Annotated in this window: 17 protein-coding genes; 14 read left to right on the forward strand and 3 right to left on the reverse strand. The window is 35.6% G+C overall.

What is annotated here, in order from left to right:
* Positions 1-2 precede the first annotated feature (2 nt).
* The 11 genes from BW724_RS01810 to BW724_RS01860 all read left to right on the forward strand — a co-directional run bounded on the left by BW724_RS01810 (position 3) and on the right by BW724_RS01860 (position 11,553).
* Entirely contained in the window at positions 3-257 is a 255-nt protein-coding gene (locus BW724_RS01810) for an EsaB/YukD family protein (protein WP_088073395.1), read from the forward strand.
* A 50-nt stretch (positions 258-307) separates the two neighbouring features.
* Positions 308-1,663, forward strand: coding sequence for a type VII secretion protein EssB (essB, locus tag BW724_RS01815; RefSeq protein ID WP_088073396.1), 1,356 nt, complete (start codon positions 308-310; stop codon positions 1,661-1,663).
* Entirely contained in the window at positions 1,653-6,107 is a 4,455-nt protein-coding gene (gene essC, locus BW724_RS01820) for a type VII secretion protein EssC (RefSeq protein ID WP_088073397.1), read from the forward strand. Before essB ends, essC begins: the two co-directional genes overlap by 11 nt.
* A 15-nt stretch (positions 6,108-6,122) precedes the next feature.
* Positions 6,123-6,539 (forward strand): YwqH-like family protein, encoded by a 417-nt coding sequence (locus tag BW724_RS01825; RefSeq protein WP_088073398.1) that lies wholly within the window; start codon positions 6,123-6,125, stop codon positions 6,537-6,539.
* Positions 6,540-6,542: 3 nt separating this feature from the next.
* Positions 6,543-6,851, forward strand: a complete 309-nt coding sequence (locus BW724_RS01830) for a TIGR04197 family type VII secretion effector (protein WP_088073399.1) — start codon at positions 6,543-6,545, stop codon at positions 6,849-6,851.
* 185 nt (positions 6,852-7,036) lie between these two features.
* Positions 7,037-7,831 carry a hypothetical protein gene (locus BW724_RS01835; protein ID WP_088073400.1) on the forward strand — a complete coding sequence of 265 codons (795 nt, stop codon included), beginning with the start codon at positions 7,037-7,039 and terminating at the stop codon, positions 7,829-7,831.
* Between the two features lie 243 nt (positions 7,832-8,074).
* Complete coding sequence (locus BW724_RS01840; RefSeq protein ID WP_088073401.1) at positions 8,075-8,887, forward strand: hypothetical protein; 813 nt, start codon at positions 8,075-8,077, stop codon at positions 8,885-8,887.
* A gap of 193 nt (positions 8,888-9,080) precedes the next feature.
* Positions 9,081-9,887, forward strand: coding sequence for a hypothetical protein (locus BW724_RS01845; RefSeq protein ID WP_088073402.1), 807 nt, complete (start codon positions 9,081-9,083; stop codon positions 9,885-9,887).
* Between the two features lie 423 nt (positions 9,888-10,310).
* Entirely contained in the window at positions 10,311-10,640 is a 330-nt protein-coding gene (locus tag BW724_RS01850) for a hypothetical protein (RefSeq protein WP_088073403.1), read from the forward strand.
* Positions 10,641-10,956: 316 nt separating this feature from the next.
* Positions 10,957-11,229 (forward strand): HI0074 family nucleotidyltransferase substrate-binding subunit, encoded by a 273-nt coding sequence (locus tag BW724_RS01855; protein WP_088073404.1) that lies wholly within the window; start codon positions 10,957-10,959, stop codon positions 11,227-11,229.
* A gap of 6 nt (positions 11,230-11,235) precedes the next feature.
* On the forward strand, positions 11,236-11,553 hold the full coding sequence (locus BW724_RS01860) for a nucleotidyltransferase domain-containing protein (RefSeq protein WP_088073405.1): 318 nt from the start codon (positions 11,236-11,238) through the stop codon (positions 11,551-11,553).
* Between the two features lie 353 nt (positions 11,554-11,906).
* Here the strand turns inward: BW724_RS01860 and BW724_RS01870 are convergent, their stop codons facing one another.
* Both BW724_RS01870 and BW724_RS01875 read right to left on the reverse strand, forming a co-directional pair.
* A complete protein-coding gene (locus BW724_RS01870; protein WP_088073407.1) occupies positions 11,907-12,290 on the reverse strand; it encodes a DUF3169 family protein in 384 nt (127 codons plus the stop codon).
* Positions 12,291-12,494 carry a helix-turn-helix transcriptional regulator gene (locus BW724_RS01875; RefSeq protein ID WP_088073408.1) on the reverse strand — a complete coding sequence of 68 codons (204 nt, stop codon included), beginning with the start codon at positions 12,492-12,494 and terminating at the stop codon, positions 12,291-12,293.
* A 270-nt stretch (positions 12,495-12,764) separates the two neighbouring features.
* Between BW724_RS01875 and BW724_RS01880 the strand changes: the two genes are divergently transcribed.
* Positions 12,765-14,537, forward strand: coding sequence for a Rieske (2Fe-2S) protein (locus BW724_RS01880; protein ID WP_088073409.1), 1,773 nt, complete (start codon positions 12,765-12,767; stop codon positions 14,535-14,537).
* Between the two features lie 126 nt (positions 14,538-14,663).
* On the opposite strand, the gene BW724_RS01885 is transcribed toward BW724_RS01880, so the two are convergent.
* Positions 14,664-15,056: a phage holin family protein gene (locus BW724_RS01885; RefSeq protein WP_088073410.1), complete on the reverse strand. Its 393-nt coding sequence runs from the start codon at positions 15,054-15,056 to the stop codon at positions 14,664-14,666.
* Between the two features lie 444 nt (positions 15,057-15,500).
* Here BW724_RS01885 and BW724_RS01890 point away from each other — a divergent pair, with 444 nt between their 5' ends.
* Both BW724_RS01890 and BW724_RS01900 read left to right on the forward strand, forming a co-directional pair.
* Positions 15,501-15,797, forward strand: coding sequence for a hypothetical protein (locus tag BW724_RS01890; protein ID WP_088073411.1), 297 nt, complete (start codon positions 15,501-15,503; stop codon positions 15,795-15,797).
* 1,385 nt (positions 15,798-17,182) lie between these two features.
* Positions 17,183-17,409: AAA family ATPase (locus tag BW724_RS01900; RefSeq protein ID WP_140355076.1), on the forward strand; the 227-nt coding region annotated here is incomplete at its 3' end.

A 17,409-nucleotide genomic window follows, 5' to 3' on the forward strand; every position in this document is an offset into this window, starting at 1 on the left:
AAATGGCCAATGAATCTCATATAAATGTGACAATAGATTTTACTAGCTGGGGTTATGGTGGAGTACATGATTTAAGAATTCCTGTTCGGATAACAGTAAAGCAACTAATTGTTAACTTAATGGAAGCTTTAAATGTATATAAAAAACAAGATGCTTTATGTGTGATCAAGGTTATAACAAAAGACATTCTTATTTCGAATGAAGATATTTTAAGTGATTATCCAATTGCAGATGGTGATATTTTCAAAGTAATGTAGATTTTATTCTCTATGTAATAGCTGTCTAGATGAAGAAGGAGTCAATAGATATGAAGGAAATAAAGGTTCAGTTTAATGAGCTAACTCTTCCATATGTGATGGATGGAGACAGGTGGAACACAGAGTTGGCAAAATCACAAACTCGTATAACGGATGTTCGTCAACTTTCATTGATGACAGATGTCTCAGAGCTGTTTGTTCCAGTGAAAATTGAGGAGGAAGAGGACCTCTATCGTTTTTCTTATTTGATAAAGGAAGATAACTATCAATGGAATGAAATTAAGGATCTTCCTCGAAATGAAAAATTACGTTTGCTTTGTAATATTGCAAGGCTTGAAAATATTATATCTACGCGGATCACTTTCTTTCTTCATCCAGACAATGTTGTTTTCGATTGTAACTTACTTCCTCGTATCGTTTATCGGGGTATACGAGGAATACTACCTCCATTTGAGATGGAGGTACAAGATTTTTTAAAGCAATATAAATGTTTTGCAATAGCCTTGTTTTCAAAGGTTTACAGTTTCGATGACCTCTATAACGGTCAACTAAAAAATTGTAAAGAAAACGATTTTGAAAAACGAGTGAGTGAGATAGATTATTTAGCTGAACTAATTGCTTATTTAGAAGATTGCTTTATAAAGGAACAGGATAAAACAGATAGAACGATGAAGGTCGTTTCTATCAAACAGTTTCGGTTATTTAAGAGGTTGGCAATTATTATGAGTGCTGTTTCCTTAATATTAGTAATTCCACTTGTTTACTATATTTTCTCTAAAGATCCTTACCAAGAACGACTCCTTACTGCTCATGGTGAATTTCTTGCTGACAATTATAGTAGTGTCATTTCTACACTACGTAGCGATGAGCCAGAACAGTTACCATACAGGACTAAGTACATTTTGGCCAATTCTTACATTCAAGTTGAGAGTTTATCCAATCGTGAGAAAGATGTCATTATGAGAAATATAAGTTTGAGAAGTGATGAAAATTACTTATTATATTGGATCTATAATGGCAGGGGGAAATTTGAAGAATCTATAGAGCTTGCAAAATACATTGATGACCCACAGCTTATCATGTACGGATTAATTAAACAAATAGAAGGAGCAAGAAATAACCCACATTTATCTGGATCCGAGCGGGATGAAATGGTAAAACAACTTCAAGACGAACTGAACCAATATAGGGCAAACTATATAGAGTTTGATGAAGAAGAGAGTTTTGATGAGTTTTCAGAAGGACAATCTGATGGGGACGTTGATGTGGAACCGGAATCGGAACCGGAAGCTGAAGCTGGGAGTGAGGCAGATGCGGAGTTGGAGCGTGAAACTGAGAGCAATTCGATAGGAGAACAGGAAATAGATCTTGAAGGAAATGAAGAGGAAGAAGAAAATGAGTCATAAAACCCTATGGATCAAATTTGAAAATCAATTGCATAAATGTCGAGTCGCTGAAGGTACTCCCCGAATCATCAAAATAGGGAATGAATGGACGGATACAGTGACTTTCCCTCAACTGAAAGAGCCGTTTTCAATTAATTGGGATGGTGAAGTTTGTGAAATTCTTATCCATCAATTAAAGGGGAACGATGGCCTAACATTAGGTTTAGATGAGGGAGAAATGTCTTTTTATCTCAGTGATACAAGGGAGAGATTGATCTATGACACAACAGGTAAGCTCAGTGTGTCATTTGGTGATACAGAGTTCGACGACGTCATGATTCCAGCGGTGAAATCTCACGTTGTATTACAAAGGTCCAATATAAATGAGCAGTTTGAACTGGTTGTTCATCATGGAGAAGTATTTCATAATTTTATTGCAAAAACTGGAAGTATAAAGCTAGAAGATGGAGATCAACTCTTCATGAATGGGATCAATGTGATTGTAAACAAAGAAAATATTGAAGTTGAACCTTCGAACAAGGACGTACATTCTAAGTTAACCCAACTAGTAGACGGTGATTTTTACTATAGTAACGAGTTTCCTGATTATCATCGATCTCCTCGAATTATCTATAGGGAACCAGAGGAAAAACAAACACTTGCGAAGCCATCTAATAAGCCATCAAAGCCAAGTGAACAATTAGCAAGAACAGTAGTACCACCCCTTGTAATGATCGGTGCTCTTATTCTTCTTTCGATTATGCAGCCTAGGGGAATTTATATTATCGTCATGCTATCCATGACAGTGGTGACAGTTGTAATCTCTGTCATTTACTATTTGAAAAATGTGAAGAAGTATAAAGCTGATATGAAGGAAAGGGAAAAAAGCTATAAAGAATACTTGCAAAGAAAAACGAAAGAGTTTCATAAAATTAGTGAGATGCAACGTCATGCATTGGAGTACCACTACCCTACTGTTACGGAAATATCAGAGCTGGCTAAAAAGGTAGATGCAAGGATTTTTGAGAAGACAATGCTTCATCATGACTTCCTTAATTATCGTACCGGACTAGGGACAGTCGATGCAAGCTTTGAAATAGACTTCAATGAGGAAGAGTTTACTCAGGAAAAAGATGAACTAATTGATGGTGCGAAGGAGCTGTTGTCGCAGTATAAAGAGATAGAAAACGTACCTGTTGTGGCCTCCCTAATGAAGGGGCCTGTAGGCTATATAGGACAGAGAAAACTTGTGTTAGAACAACTTCAATTATTAGTGATTCAAACCTCTTTGTTCCATAGCTATTATGATGTTCAATTTATCACTATTTTTCCAGAAGAGGAAAAACTCGAGTGGGATTGGATGAAGTGGTTACCCCATGCAAGTGTACGTGATGTGAATGTTAGGGGATTTGTTTATCATGAACGATCTCGTGACCAAGTACTTTATTCGATGTATCAAATTCTTAAAGCAAGAAAGCAAACGCTAGAAGAAAAGGGACAGAAAAATGAGAAAACCTATTTCTACCCTCATTTTGTCGTACTAATAACGGATGAAAAAGTGATATTGGATCATACAATCATGGAATTTTTTAATGAGGATCCAAGCGAATTAGGTGTATCCCTCGTCTATGTTCAGGACTTGATGCAGTCTTTGCCTGAACATGTAAAAACCGTCATTGATATAAGGGATTCAAAAACTGGAAACATCATTTTAGAAGAAGGGGAATTGGTGAATAAAAAGTTTACACCAGATCATTTCCCTCCGCACTTCAATAAAGAAGAGGTTTCAAGGGCATTAGCGCCAATAAACCATCTTCAGAATTTAAAAAGCTCAATTCCTGAGAGTGTGACTTTCCTTGAGTTATATGGTGTGGAAAAAGTAGAGGATTTGTCAATATCGCACCGGTGGAAAGTAAATGAAACGTATAAGAGCTTGGCAGTTCCACTTGGGTTGCGAGGAAAAGAGGATATTGTTCAGTTAAATTTACACGAAAAAGCACATGGCCCCCATGGATTAGTTGCAGGTACTACAGGTTCGGGGAAATCTGAGATTATTCAATCGTACATTCTCTCCTTAAGTGTCAACTTTCATCCTTATGAGGTTGCTTTTCTCCTCATTGATTATAAGGGTGGTGGGATGGCAAATTTATTTAAAAAACTGCCTCATCTCCTAGGGACCATTACTAACTTAGATCGTAGCCAAGCGATGCGAGCATTAGCGTCCATCAAAGCAGAGCTTCAAAAACGTCAAAGGCTATTTGGTGAAAATGACGTCAATCATATTAATCAATACCAAAAGCTATATAAACAAGGAAAAGTAGAGGACCCAATGCCGCACTTGTTCTTAATATCAGATGAGTTTGCTGAATTAAAGGCTGAGCAACCTGATTTTATGAAGGAACTTGTTTCTACGGCTAGAATTGGGCGCTCTTTAGGAATTCACTTAATTTTAGCAACACAAAAACCAAGTGGTGTTGTTGATGACCAAATATGGTCTAACTCTAAATTTAAACTAGCTTTGAAAGTGCAGAATGCTAGTGATTCCAATGAGATTTTAAAGACACCTGATGCTGCGGAAATTACATTGCCAGGTCGTGCTTATTTACAAGTCGGAAATAATGAAATCTATGAGTTGTTCCAAAGTGCCTGGAGTGGTGCAGACTACATTCCAAATAAAGAAGACTTGGAATTAGTTGATCATACTATATACGCAATCAATGACTTAGGCCAGTATGATATTTTAACAAAGGATTTAAGTGGACTGGCAAACAAAGAGGCTGTAGAAAAGGTTCCTACTGAATTAGAGGCTGTTATTGATTACATTCATAGTTTCACAGACGAACAGGAAATTGAGCCACTCGATAGACCTTGGTTACCGCCATTACCTGGGCACATCTCCGTTGAAGAGCTTCATCCTATTAACTTTAAAGAAGCATGGGAGGAGGGGAAAAAGCCATTAAGGGCAACAGTGGGCTTACTAGATCAGCCAGAATTACAAGCACAGAAACCTCTTACTTTAGATTTGACAAAGGATGGACATCTTGCAGTGTTTTCGAGTCCTGGATACGGTAAATCAACTTTTTTACAAACAATAGTAATGGATTTAGTGAGGCAACACCATCCTGAGCATTTACATGTTTATTTATTAGATTTTGGTACAAATGGATTACTGCCGTTGAAGAATATTCCTCACGTAGCAGATACGTTCCAGGTTGATGAAGTTGAGAAAGTTGAGAAGATGTTGCGGTTAATTGTAAACATCTTGAAAGAGAGGAAGCAAAAGTTAAGTAAATACGGTGTGGCCAATATGGAAATGTATGAAAAGGCTAGTGGTGAAGAAGTCCCTAATATATTGGTAGTCATTGATAACTATGACTCTGTGAAAGATACTGATTTTTCCGAGCAATTTGAGAAAACGATGACACAAATAGCCCGTGAAGGAGCAAGTGTAGGTGTTCATTTAGTAGTAAGTGCAGGACGACAAGGCGCTATGAGAATGCCTTTGCTTTCTAATATAAAAACTCAAATCCCACTCTATCTCATAGAAAATTCAGAAATACTGTCAATTATAGGAAGGACGGACTTGAAGATAGAAGAAATACCAGGAAGAGGTTTGGTTAAGATAGAAGAACCTGCACTATTCCAGACGATGCTTCCGTCAGAAGGTATAGAGCCTTTAGAAATTATTGACTCTATCCAACAGACAGCTGAAGAGATGGGTAAATATTGGAGAGGCGAAGTTCCTGAACCAATCCCAATGATGCCAGAAGGCGTTATTATGTTTGATGAATTTAGGGTTAAAAAGAAAGTGGTAGAACTTGTAGAAAGGAAACAAGTACCATTAGGTTTTGATTTCGAAGAGGTTCAACCTGTTGCTTTCGATCCACTAGCCTATGGCAATTTAATTGTAGTTAGTGATCGAAAGGATGGGTTGCTCAGAATGAATCGAGCAATAGTACAAAGTATGCTCCTCTTAGGTAATCATTATCAAACAATGGTTATTGATACTGCTGATAAAGAACTTGCAGACTTTGAAAAAGAATTGAATGCATATATTAGTGATGTAAATGGACTGCTAAAAGTGAAGAAGGATTTACTAAGTGAAGTTTCTATGCGTATAGAAAAACCACAAGATGAACCGAATTGGCTAGTGTTTATTGCAGATTTACAAGATTTTACTGAAAAAACTGCCTTAGATATAGATGAGATAACCACTTTACTCGAACAAGGTAGAAAGACCGGCATTTACTTCATTTTAAGTGGTGATTATGGATTTGTAGGAATGAGCTACGATCAAGTAGCAAAATACGTAAGAACCCAAACAGATATAGGATTAATAAGTATGCGCCTAAGCGATCAGGATATTTTTAAACAAGCGTTTATTTCAAAGGAAAAATATCCAAATCCTTATGAGTGCTACTTGGCAATGGATCACCAAAGCTTGAAATTAAAAATACCTGAGTAAGGAGGGTGTTCAATAATGAGTAATCTAGGTATGTTGTATGCTTCGAGAAATAGAATTGTCAATGATATTGGGTTTACCCGAACTCAGATATCAGTTGTTACGGATGAAATTACCCGTCTTCGGACAGCTGTAAATAGTTTACAAGGGAGTATATCAGATTTACAGACTACGAAAAAAAAGATTGAAAACTTCTCGATTGATAAGAACAGGTGGAAGGGAGAAAATGCATCTACTTTTTCTAATAAGTATTCAACCTACGAGAGCAGTGTGAACAATTTTCATCGAAGTGCTGATAATGCTTTAGAAGGCGTCCAAGATGATCTACGAAGAGCAGAAGATAGGAAAACCTCCCTTTCAAACAGCTTGACTGGTTTACAAGGCTCATTAAATACAGTAGACAGACAAATCAAGTGGGCGCAAAGGAGTGAATAATCCATGGGAAAAGAAGTTCGAATTAATATAGAAGTATTCAATACGAATGTGGAAAAACTAAGAAACTCAGTTTCTGGGTTGGAAACAAAGCTTCAAACAAACCGTGTCTTCCAGAAGACAAACATCTCCCCTTTTGTTGACGATGTAGAAAATACCGCAAGGGCATTAGAAGTTTTAAAGAAATACAGACTTTTCCTAGAAGATGACATAGTGTTATTGCATGATACAGGGGAGTCCATGCGTGATAACGATGAACAAATAGCTACACGGATTAACCATGTAGTGAGTGGTCCTCAGCCATTGAAAATATGATAGAGGAGTAATATAAAACTTAACGATAGATATTGTTATTATAAAAATAGCAAACTACTCAATGGGATGACTATAGGAAACTCAACAGTAAATGCAACAGTATGGGAATTTGGGAATTATTAAAAAATGGCACAATGAAGGGAAAAAAAGATCTGTTTCTGTTTATCCATTTGGAGGGATAGTAATTGTTAGGAAAGTTCACGGAAAATGACTTTCTAGTTTTGAGAGGACCACTAGAATCAGGTAGACAGTCTCCAAAATCGTTGGGTAGTATATTTATAATATGTATATTTTGCCAAGCTGTGTTGCTCTTAATCATTTTTCATTTTAGTGAATATTCGAACTTTCCAATGAAGGACATTGTAAATCAAATTCACCTCTTCATTTCGATCATACTTGGAATAATATCATTGTTATATGCTGTGCCATTCATTTATAAAAAGTCTCAAAAGATACAATATCTAATATCTATACTAGTTTCGCAAAATCTTTTTGGTGTATCCCTTCTTTGGGGAGCGTTATTATTACTAGGTGAGGATAATACTATCATTTCAACAAAGTCTACAACGTTGTTAAGTATTACGTATTTAATTTTGACGATAGGATTATTAATTTTTATTGTTACTTGTGTACGTTTTTATAATCTTATTAAAAAGGGGCATTACCAAAAAGGATCAAAGACCGAGAGCGTTAGAAGTAAATTTGAATCAAAAACATACATGTTACCGGTAATAATTGGTACTGTTGGAATTGTGTGTTTTATGCAGTGCTTATCTAGAAACTTCGAGATTGGTTTTATGGATTTATTTTATGTTGTTGCACCCATAATCTTTTTTTATGTGATGCTATTCGTACTTCCAGAACAGCTCGTAATCCTTTATTGTAAATATCGTTTTGATAGTTTTAACTTTGATCCTAATGGGCGCCATCTATATCCACCTAGAAATGAGAAGATACACGATTTAGATAATAAGGGATAAGTAGATTATATTTATTAGGTTCTGGTCCTCAAAAAGAATAAATCATCGAATTAGGATGATTAAGAAACGTGGTTAGTCGTACAAGGTTAGGAAGTTTTCTACAGGAACATATAAAAAAGGTACATTGGAGGAGATTATATTCAAATCTCTGATTCAAAGAAGGCATAATCTATAGCAGAAATTAGGTCTTCAATGGACAAAAGATAAAATGGAGTTTATGCGAGGTAGAAAGGTTGAGTTAGTGTGTTAGGTAAATTAACAGAAGATGATTTTTCCGTTTTAAGAAAACCGTTAGAGTCTAAAAGACAAAGTCCTAACACCTTTGCCGGAATATTTATTTTATGTCTATTTCTTCAAGCTTTACTTCTATATATAGAGTTCACGTTAGGAGAAGAATCAATATTCCCTTATACCAATCAAGTCTTCATGTTTCATATAATAGTATCTATTATTTTGGGTTTTCTATCTTTTATTTATTCCATTCCAGCTATATATTTAAGATCACAAAGAATACAATATTTAATTAGTATACTTATATCTCAAAATATGTTTGGAGTTTCTGCATTTATTTTGGCGATACTTTTATTAGGTGCCGATATATTGGTAGAATCACAAGAGAATGTTAATACTTTGATGACCTTTACCTATGTAACATTAATTATTGGTGGGATAATCTTTTTACTAACTTGCATTCGCTTTTACTTCATGTTAATCAATGGAGAGTATCGAAGAAATTCTCAAAAAGATAAATTTAGAAGGAAATTAGAAAAGAGATCATATGTCCCAATAGTTATTGTAGGAAGTACTGGCCTAGTACTATCTATGCAATATTTGATAAGAAACTACGGTTTTATGACTTTTGAAAGTGTATTTATAGTAGCTTTATGTTTGATTATATTTTTTGCGATGCTATTCGTACTTCCAGAACAACTCGTAATCCTTTATTGTAAATATCGTTTTGATAGTTTTAACTTTGATCCTAACGGTCGCCATTTATATCCAGCAAGTGATGAACAAACTAATATTTCATCTAGAAAGAAAATTAATAAAAAGTAATTTTTGGGTTTCTAGTCCAGGAATAACATACGGAAAGTTAGTGTCAAAATACTATTGTTTTTTTCAAATAGAATTAGACCCATTCATTAAGGTTTCTGACTAAAGGCAAATAAACTTATACATCACTATAATCATCGTATTAAAGTTTTAACTTTAGTGACGTAGTAAAATTGGTAAGGGAGTAGGTCGGGCCATGTCTAAGTTGTCAGAGGAAGATTTCTTAGTGTTACGAAGACCGCTAGAGTCAAGAAGACAATTTCCAGGTTCAATAAGTGGAGCACTTTTAATAGGTATATTTTGTCAAGTAGTTTTACTGTATTTGGAATATTATATCAGTAGATATTCAATATATCCATTCGCTCATGATATTTTTCAATTACATTTATGGTTTTCAATAGTTTTGGGAGTTTTATCAGTAATATACGCTATTCCTGTTATTTATAAGAAATTTCAAAGGATACAATATTTAATATCCATTGTTGTATCTCAAAATATTTTCGCATTATCTCCTTTAATTTTGGCTTTAATTATGATAGGAGCAGAAATACCTTTGAGTTCTCAGAATATAAGTTTATTAATATATTTAACCTATATTTGTTTGTTTATAGGTTTAATCGTGTTTGTTGTGACATTTGTTCGTTTTATTATTTTACTACAAAATGGTGCTTATCGCATTGGGTCTAAAAAAGATCAACATAGGAGAAAGTTCGAAACGAAGTCATATGTACCTTACGTAATTGTTGGTAGTACAGCCTTTGTTTTTATGCTTCAATTTGTTATGAAGAATTTTGAGTTGCTAAGCTTTGATGTTGTTTTTTTTACAACGTTATTGATTATAATTTTCTTTGTGATGCTATTCGTACTTCCAGAACAACTCGTAATCTTGTATTGTAAATATCGTTTTGATAGTTTTAACTTTGGTCCTAATGGGCGCCATCTATATCCAGTAAAAGATGAACACACTAATATTACATCAAATAAGAGAATTAATAGATTATAGTTCTTATTTTAAGAATCGAGTTCATTAGGAGAGGCTCTTTTTAACGTCATGTTAAATATTGACAAGAACGCACGTTTGTGTAAAAATTATATAGAAAACCTCGTTTTACCTCTATGATATTATACAAAATTCTTTTCCATTTAAACCTTAAATATTTTTATCCCAGAGTCTGATATAGTTATAAAAATTGAAGAATTATCTCCGTAAAAAACTACTTCATTAATTGTTTTCCACAACTCAAAATTACTTCAATCGTGCTTTATCTATCTACTAATACTTTTCTATTTTCCCCTAACAAAATGATTTATAAGTAAATAGTGAAAGGAGTGATCAAACATGTGATTTCTTTATCGTCTTTGGAAGATTTCAGAGCTTAAGTACTTGAATTCTTGGAATCATAAAAATTTATAAGGAGGCTATTTTATGGGGCACGACATATTAGGATTTAATAAAGCTGGAGAAGAAATTGCTTATGCGCGATTTAGTATGGGGAATTATAATGCTACCATTTTATACAGATTATTAAATGCCGAAAAGTACTATGCAGGAGTCAGTGGATCAGGAGGCAGTACTACTTTATCAGTTCAACATGTGCAAAAGGCTTTGAATGATTACAATGACTTTTTTGCTGACACGAAACCTCTCTCAGAACGTGAAATCTTATATTGGGATAAAAAGCAAATTGGAGAATTTCTAATAAATTGTTTAGAAACAGCCCAAAATGACGGTAGTGTAGAGGTTTATTTTGGCTAGCTTTTAAACAATTCAACCGTTTTTTCAAGAAATCCCCTCAACTACGAACCTCATAAAGCAACAGGCGTATCTTGTTACTTCACAAAATCAATTTAACCCTACCTAGAGTAATATTAGAAACGTTACCGGGTAGCGAAAATATAACGTTACCCGGTTAGGGAGAAGCGAAATTATTTTTGATATATCGGAAGACTCCCTTCTACATTCCCATTGTGGTGACAATACTAGCAACAACTAATATAATAAGTAAGAGAAGAAGTGAAATTTTGCTTAAATACTTTTTATTCACATTTAAAAGAGGGGGAGCGAGTTCTTCATGGATGATTTGAAAAACATACGTTGGAGACAGAGATTTGAGAATTATCTTGAATCCCAAGGATACATTGTAAAAAGCCCTAGAGAAGCAATAAAACAAGCATATCAAGTAGATTTATTAAATGATGGCCATATTTGGCTAGATGCACTGGCTAAGAGAACCTTAACTACTCATACATATGATGATTCATTAGCAGAGAAACTGTTGGAGGATATTACTAAGTTATATTTGCCGGAACTTACAAGCCTCTATGAAAAATTATTAAAGGAATGATAATAAATGTTTGGTTTGCGAGAAGAAGATATCCAATATATTAAAGATATACTTGCAAAATATAATGAAGTTGAAAAAGCGTATATTTTTGGTAGTCGAGCCATAGGGAATCACAAGAAAGGTTCTGATGTAGACATTGCAATCGTAGGAAGCAACATTAATTCATCAACAGTCGCGACTCTTGATGAGTCATTAAATGAGGAATCTCCTCTCCCTTATTTTTTTGATATTATTCATTATGATGTGTTATCAAACAAGAAGCTTAAACAACATATAGATACAGAAGGTAAAACTTTAATTGGTAGTGAAGAGGCTTCTCTCTAGTTCAAATTTCGAACATAAGGGAAGCTTCTTTTTTTACAGATAGTATACACTGAATTTTTTCCACACCACTCACTTATTCCGCACCACGACTAGATAAGTAGTATTTATAGTAAGTAATATGAGGGCCATGAGGATTATGGAAAACGTCTGTGGGCTGCCTCCTGTAATGGAATAAACCGTAGATAAAGCAATGGCGGCGAAGATACAAATATTTAGAAAACCATATGCTTTATAAAGTCCACCTAAGATGACGTGCTTTTCACCATCGTCTGCAAAATCTAAAATGGTTTTAGCATGATTAGAGGTAGGATTACTCTGGCTGCGATCTCGATAGACAAGCTGTGCTAATTTATTCATATTAAAAAGGAGAATCCATGAGCTAGTGAGTGAGATAATTGTAATGAGGGTAATGAATGTGCTCTGAGTTGTAATTGACCTAAACTCACTGCTAGTATCGAAAAAACTAGACTAGTATTTGTAAACAATGAATAGTCAGTTAAAAGCTTATATTTCCTATCCTCCACCTCATCTTCTTCATCACCACGAAACATCTGGTTGCTTAATGATTTAACCTTATTTACATTGATGATAGATAGAATTATTAGAAGAAACGAAATACCAACTAAACTGATTACAGCTATTAAGCTAGCATTAGTAATCTCTGAAAAGTTCAAAATACCGTAGACAATAAAAAATCCAACAACTGCCCCTATAACCGATTGTAATAACCATTTCATTTAAAGTTCCTCCTCATCAAAGTGAAATATATTCTCTACAGGCTCGTTAAAAATACGTGCAATTCGAACGGCTATTAGTAATGATGGCATATATTCTCCCCGTTCAATCAAACTGACTGTTTGTCTTGAAACCTTCGCGAGTTTTGCAAGTTGTGTTTGATTATATCCTTCACGTGCTCGAAGCTCCTTTAATCGATTTTTCACCCAAATCACCTTCAGTATTATTTAGTCTGATAAGAATATTGTAAATGATCATATTCAATTTGAAACTTTATTTGTCATAATTATAAGTATAGTTGTCAAAAACGAGGCTAACTATATTTATACGATTCAGCTAGAGGTTGGGGGAATTATCTATTTCTTACACTAATGAGGTGTAGTTTTTAAATAATTTTAAAAATACTGACTTTTTAGTAAAATGAAACTAAAATACTCAACTGCACAATATATTTCATATAAGGGGGTTGTTTATCAATGACGGAAAAAGTACATGTATGTTCGGAAAAGCAGCTAAAGGAAGATGGGTGGAAGGTAGTAAGGGGAGGGAAACACGGAATTGCGGTGATTCATCATGAGAACAGTGTCTATGCAATCGATAATCGTTGTCCACATCTTGGATTTCCTCTTCATATGGGAAGTACGTGCGATGGTATATTAACTTGCCATTGGCATCATGCGCGCTTTGACTTGAAAAGTGGGGGGACATTAGATCCGTGGGCAGATGATGTTCCTACATATCCAGTAGAAATTTCAGACGGAGACATCTGGATTACACCAGAACCGATTGATAAGCAGACAGTTGCTAAACTAAAGAAGCGCCTTAGGGACGGACTTGAGCAAAACATTAGCCTTGTTATTGCAAAGGCAGTGGTAGGGTTAGTGGAGGCAGGGGTCAATCCAATCGAAATTGCGAAAACAGGAGTAGAATTTGGGACAAAACATAGGTGGAATGGTTGGCGTTCAGGTTTAACCATTTTAACGGCAATGACCAATGTTCTCCCTTACCTAGATAAAACAGGGAAAATACTCGCTTTATATCAAGGGTTAGTACATGTTGCAAGGGAAAGTGCTGGAATGGGGACACGTTTTTTATTAGACCCGTTACCCCTTAATGAAAAGACTGCAACACCTGAGTTTTCTCAGTTGGCAAAATGGTATCGCAATAATGTCGAAGTTCGTGATGTACAAGGGGCGGAGAGAGTACTTCTAACTGCCCTCAAACTTGAAGCAACAACTGAGCAACTTTCTGATATGATGATGACGGCAATTACAGATCATTTCTATATGAACATAGGGCACATTTTAGATTTTCATAATAAAGCGTTTGAAATGCTTGGTCATTTGGAGCATGAGCACCAAGAGTATGTTTTGACATCACTATTACCAGAGTTGGCTAATGCCTCCCGTAGTGAGGAGTCCCATAGCTGGCAAGCACCTGTTAATTTAGTTACACCATTACAGAATGCATTTAAGGTTTTGGAGGGAATCGAATTTAGTCAGATCAGTGCTGATGCTGGAAGCTCTCCTAGTGGATTGGACGAGAAAAAACTAGTAGACCAGTTGTTGCGAGATGACCCTATTCAGACGATTGATCAACTACTTCAAGCGTTACAAAATGGTACATCACCTGTTCGTCTTGCCCAATTAGTAGCATTGGCAGCGGCAGAAAGGGTAGCTCGCTTTCATGTACAAAATGAATTTAGGGATTGGGATACGGTTCTTCATACTTTTACCCATGCCCATGCCGTTCACCAATCATTAAAGAGGTCCATGACACCTGAACTAGTTCGTGCAATCTTCCATAGCGCCATGAGTATTTATTTAGATCGCTTCTTGAATATACCTTCAGCACGTAGGCCAGTGGCAGAAAAAGCTACTGAAAAAGCACAGGAGGCAAAAGTTTTTCTCGATGTTTTAGATAAGCAACAACAGACAGATGAGGCAGCAAAATGGGTAGTAAATTATTTAGCAAATGGTGGAGACAAGGCGGAATTCTTTAATATTTTTGGTCATGCGCTGCTTCGAGAAAATGCGGAGTTTCATACGTTCCAAATGTACGAGGCAGCTCTCATGGAACATCAATTATGGGAAAAAGAAGATTCAAAGATTGCTACACAGGCGCAAGAAACGATGGTTATAGCAGCAACACGTTATTTGGCTGCACATGCACCGACGTCTAGGGATACTTCTCATACTGCGAAAATCGCTATTAGGTTGCATCGAGGCGAAAAACTGTTTGAGGAATAAAATGTAGCTTAAAAGGTCTTGCTAAAGCAATTACAGCTTAGCAAGACCTTTTTGGATGGTAAAAATGTCGCTTGTCGCTTGGAATTTATTTATAACTGTTAAGGAAGGAACTTTATTAAGCTCCACCTACTTCTTTTTTTCCTTAAGAATACTAATCCCTTTTTTTAGTTTTTCAGGAATTGGAATGTTGGCTCTATGAGCGTTTTCTATAATACTAATGGTCTCATTTATTATATAGAATATGATCACTGCCTCCCTAATGAAAGGTTCACTTCCTAAAGTCATATCTAGGACATTACCAACTGCAACCATTGCAAATATAAATATCTTTTTAAAAATCCCTTTTAATCCTTGTTCACTGCTAAGGTCCTGGTTGATATAGGCAGCAATGAGCCCTGTAATATAATCAAGAATAACAAAGGCAACTAAAGCTTCAAGTAAACTCGACCAGCCTCCAAATAGAAAAGAAAGTGTACTTCCAGCAATGGCAACAATTGGTTTGATGATTGGTTCAGCCAAATTTGACCCTCCTTATTTTACAAGAAACAGGGAGAAGGTTGTTTTATATTTGTATTTCTAAGGCACAAAGGAGACAAGTAATTACGTTGTTCTAATGTATTACATGCTAGTTGAGCTCCTTTTGTATGTTTTTATGTCACGATAATTTATAAAAGGTACGTTATTACTATAAAGGACGATGTAGTTATTTATGATTTATATATCGCTTTAACTTCACGTTTGTAATGGACAAGGCTATAAAGCTGATAACTGCAACTATTTTAATCATATTTAGTCACACCTCACTTTTTTTCTTTTAGTTAAATATGTTTCCTTAGGTAAACTATTAGGTTGATACATATTATACAAGTTAGGTAATCTTTGTTACTGCTAATTAGTATTAGTTTAGTAAGTTAAATGGCGGGTATATAGAAAGTACGACAACCTTTCGGAGGTGTATATAAAATGGAAGGTAAAGTAATAGCAGTTTTCAATGACTTTGATGAAAAACAAGGGATACTTGAAGATTTGAAAAAGAATGGGTATAAGGATGAAGATTTGGCCATTGTACATGAGTCAGAGGAGGAAGCACAGTTCTTCAATTACTATTTTGGTGAAGGGGATTATGTAGTTGTAGAATTGGAGAACAGCAGACATGCAGGGATGGATAAAGCAGACGGAAGAAAAAAGTTGCGCAATCTTAATTGGGCTCCAGAAAATCACCATCACTTTCCACACCATCAAATGAAACAAGGAATGTAGATGTGAATGCTAGACTAGGCTGTCTCATAAGGTTCGATCCCTTATGAGGCAGTTTTTTTATTGGGATGTGGAGATAGATTTGTTGTTTTAGCGAAAAAAAATTGTGGATAAGGCGGGATTTATAACGACAGATTTGCAAATTTCCGAAGCGAAACTGTCGATAAAGGGGGTTGATACCGACAGATTTGAAGTTTTCAGAATCAAAACTGTCGATAAAGGAGGTTGATACCGACAGTTTTGTAGTTTTCAGAAGTAAATCTGTCGATAAGGAGGGTTAATACCGGCAGATTTGAAGTTTTAGCATGCAAAACTGTCGATAAAGGAGGTTGATACCGACAGATTTACATTTTTCACAAACAAAACTGTCGATAAAGCGAGTTGATACCGACAGATTTGCAGTTTTCCGAATCAAAACTGTCGATAAGGAGGGTTGATACCGACAGATTTGCAAATTTCAGAATCAAAACTGTCGATAAAGCGAGGTAATACCGACAGATTTGAAGTTATCCGAAGCAAAACTGTCGATAAAGCGGGTATCAAGGACAGTTTTCTAGATTTAGATGTGAAAATTGTCCAAGGAATTGAGTATCAAGGACAGTTTACTAGAATTTGAGGTGAAAACAGTCCAAGGAAACGAGTATCAAGGACAGTTTACTAGAGTTTGAGGTGAGAACTGTCCAAGGAATCGAGAATCAGGGACAGTTTTCTAGATTTAGATGTGAGAACTGTCCAAGAAATCGAGTATCAAGGACAGTTTACTAGAATTTGAGGTGAGAACAGTCCGAGGAATCGAGTATCAAGGACAGTTTACTAGAATTTGAGGTGAAAACAGTCCAAGGAAACGAGTATCAAGGACAGTTTACTAGAGTTTGAGGTGAGAACTGTCCAAGGAATCGAGTATCAAAGACAGTTTTCTAAATTTAGAGGTAAAACCTGTCCAAGCAAAGCAATAAGTCATGCATAACAGGTACTCATTTGCAGCTGAAGAATAGAAACTGTCCGTGCTGCGCTACCCAGAACATCATTCCCCAAAGAATAGAAAATGTCCGTGCCCCGCACCAAAAACATCATTCCCCCAAAAATGAAAAAGTCCACACCACCTCACCCCTAACCGAAATCAACCATTCCACTTTGAAAAATCATTATAGTAATTTGGTAAAAAAAGTTGTTTTTTCAAAAAAAATACGGACAAATTAACTCATTTTTCTGCATTGTTCATGTTATGATAGGCTTATGCAACTATCAGATAAATAGATTGATAGGATGCCGATATTATGTAGTAATAATATATAAGTTAACCTTATTGGTTTGTAAATACAAAGGAGGGCGTTGTCTTGAGGAGTCGTTCAGAACAATCTGTGGTGAGAGAGCCACAGGTAGCTAGCATGATAGAGAATGTAGAAAAAGTAGTAGTTGGGAAACGAAAAGAAATTGAATTAAGTGTCATTGCACTCTTAAGCGGTGGGCATGTTTTGTTAGAAGATGTCCCTGGAGTAGGAAAAACGATGCTGGTGAGGGCGATCGCAAAGTCATTAGGTGCGAACTTTAAACGAATTCAGTTTACACCAGATTTGCTACCATCTGACGTAACAGGTGTTTCTGTTTTTAACCA

The organism is Litchfieldia alkalitelluris (assembly GCF_002153425.1).
GTDB lineage: Bacteria > Bacillota > Bacilli > Bacillales > Salisediminibacteriaceae > Evansella > Evansella alkalicola.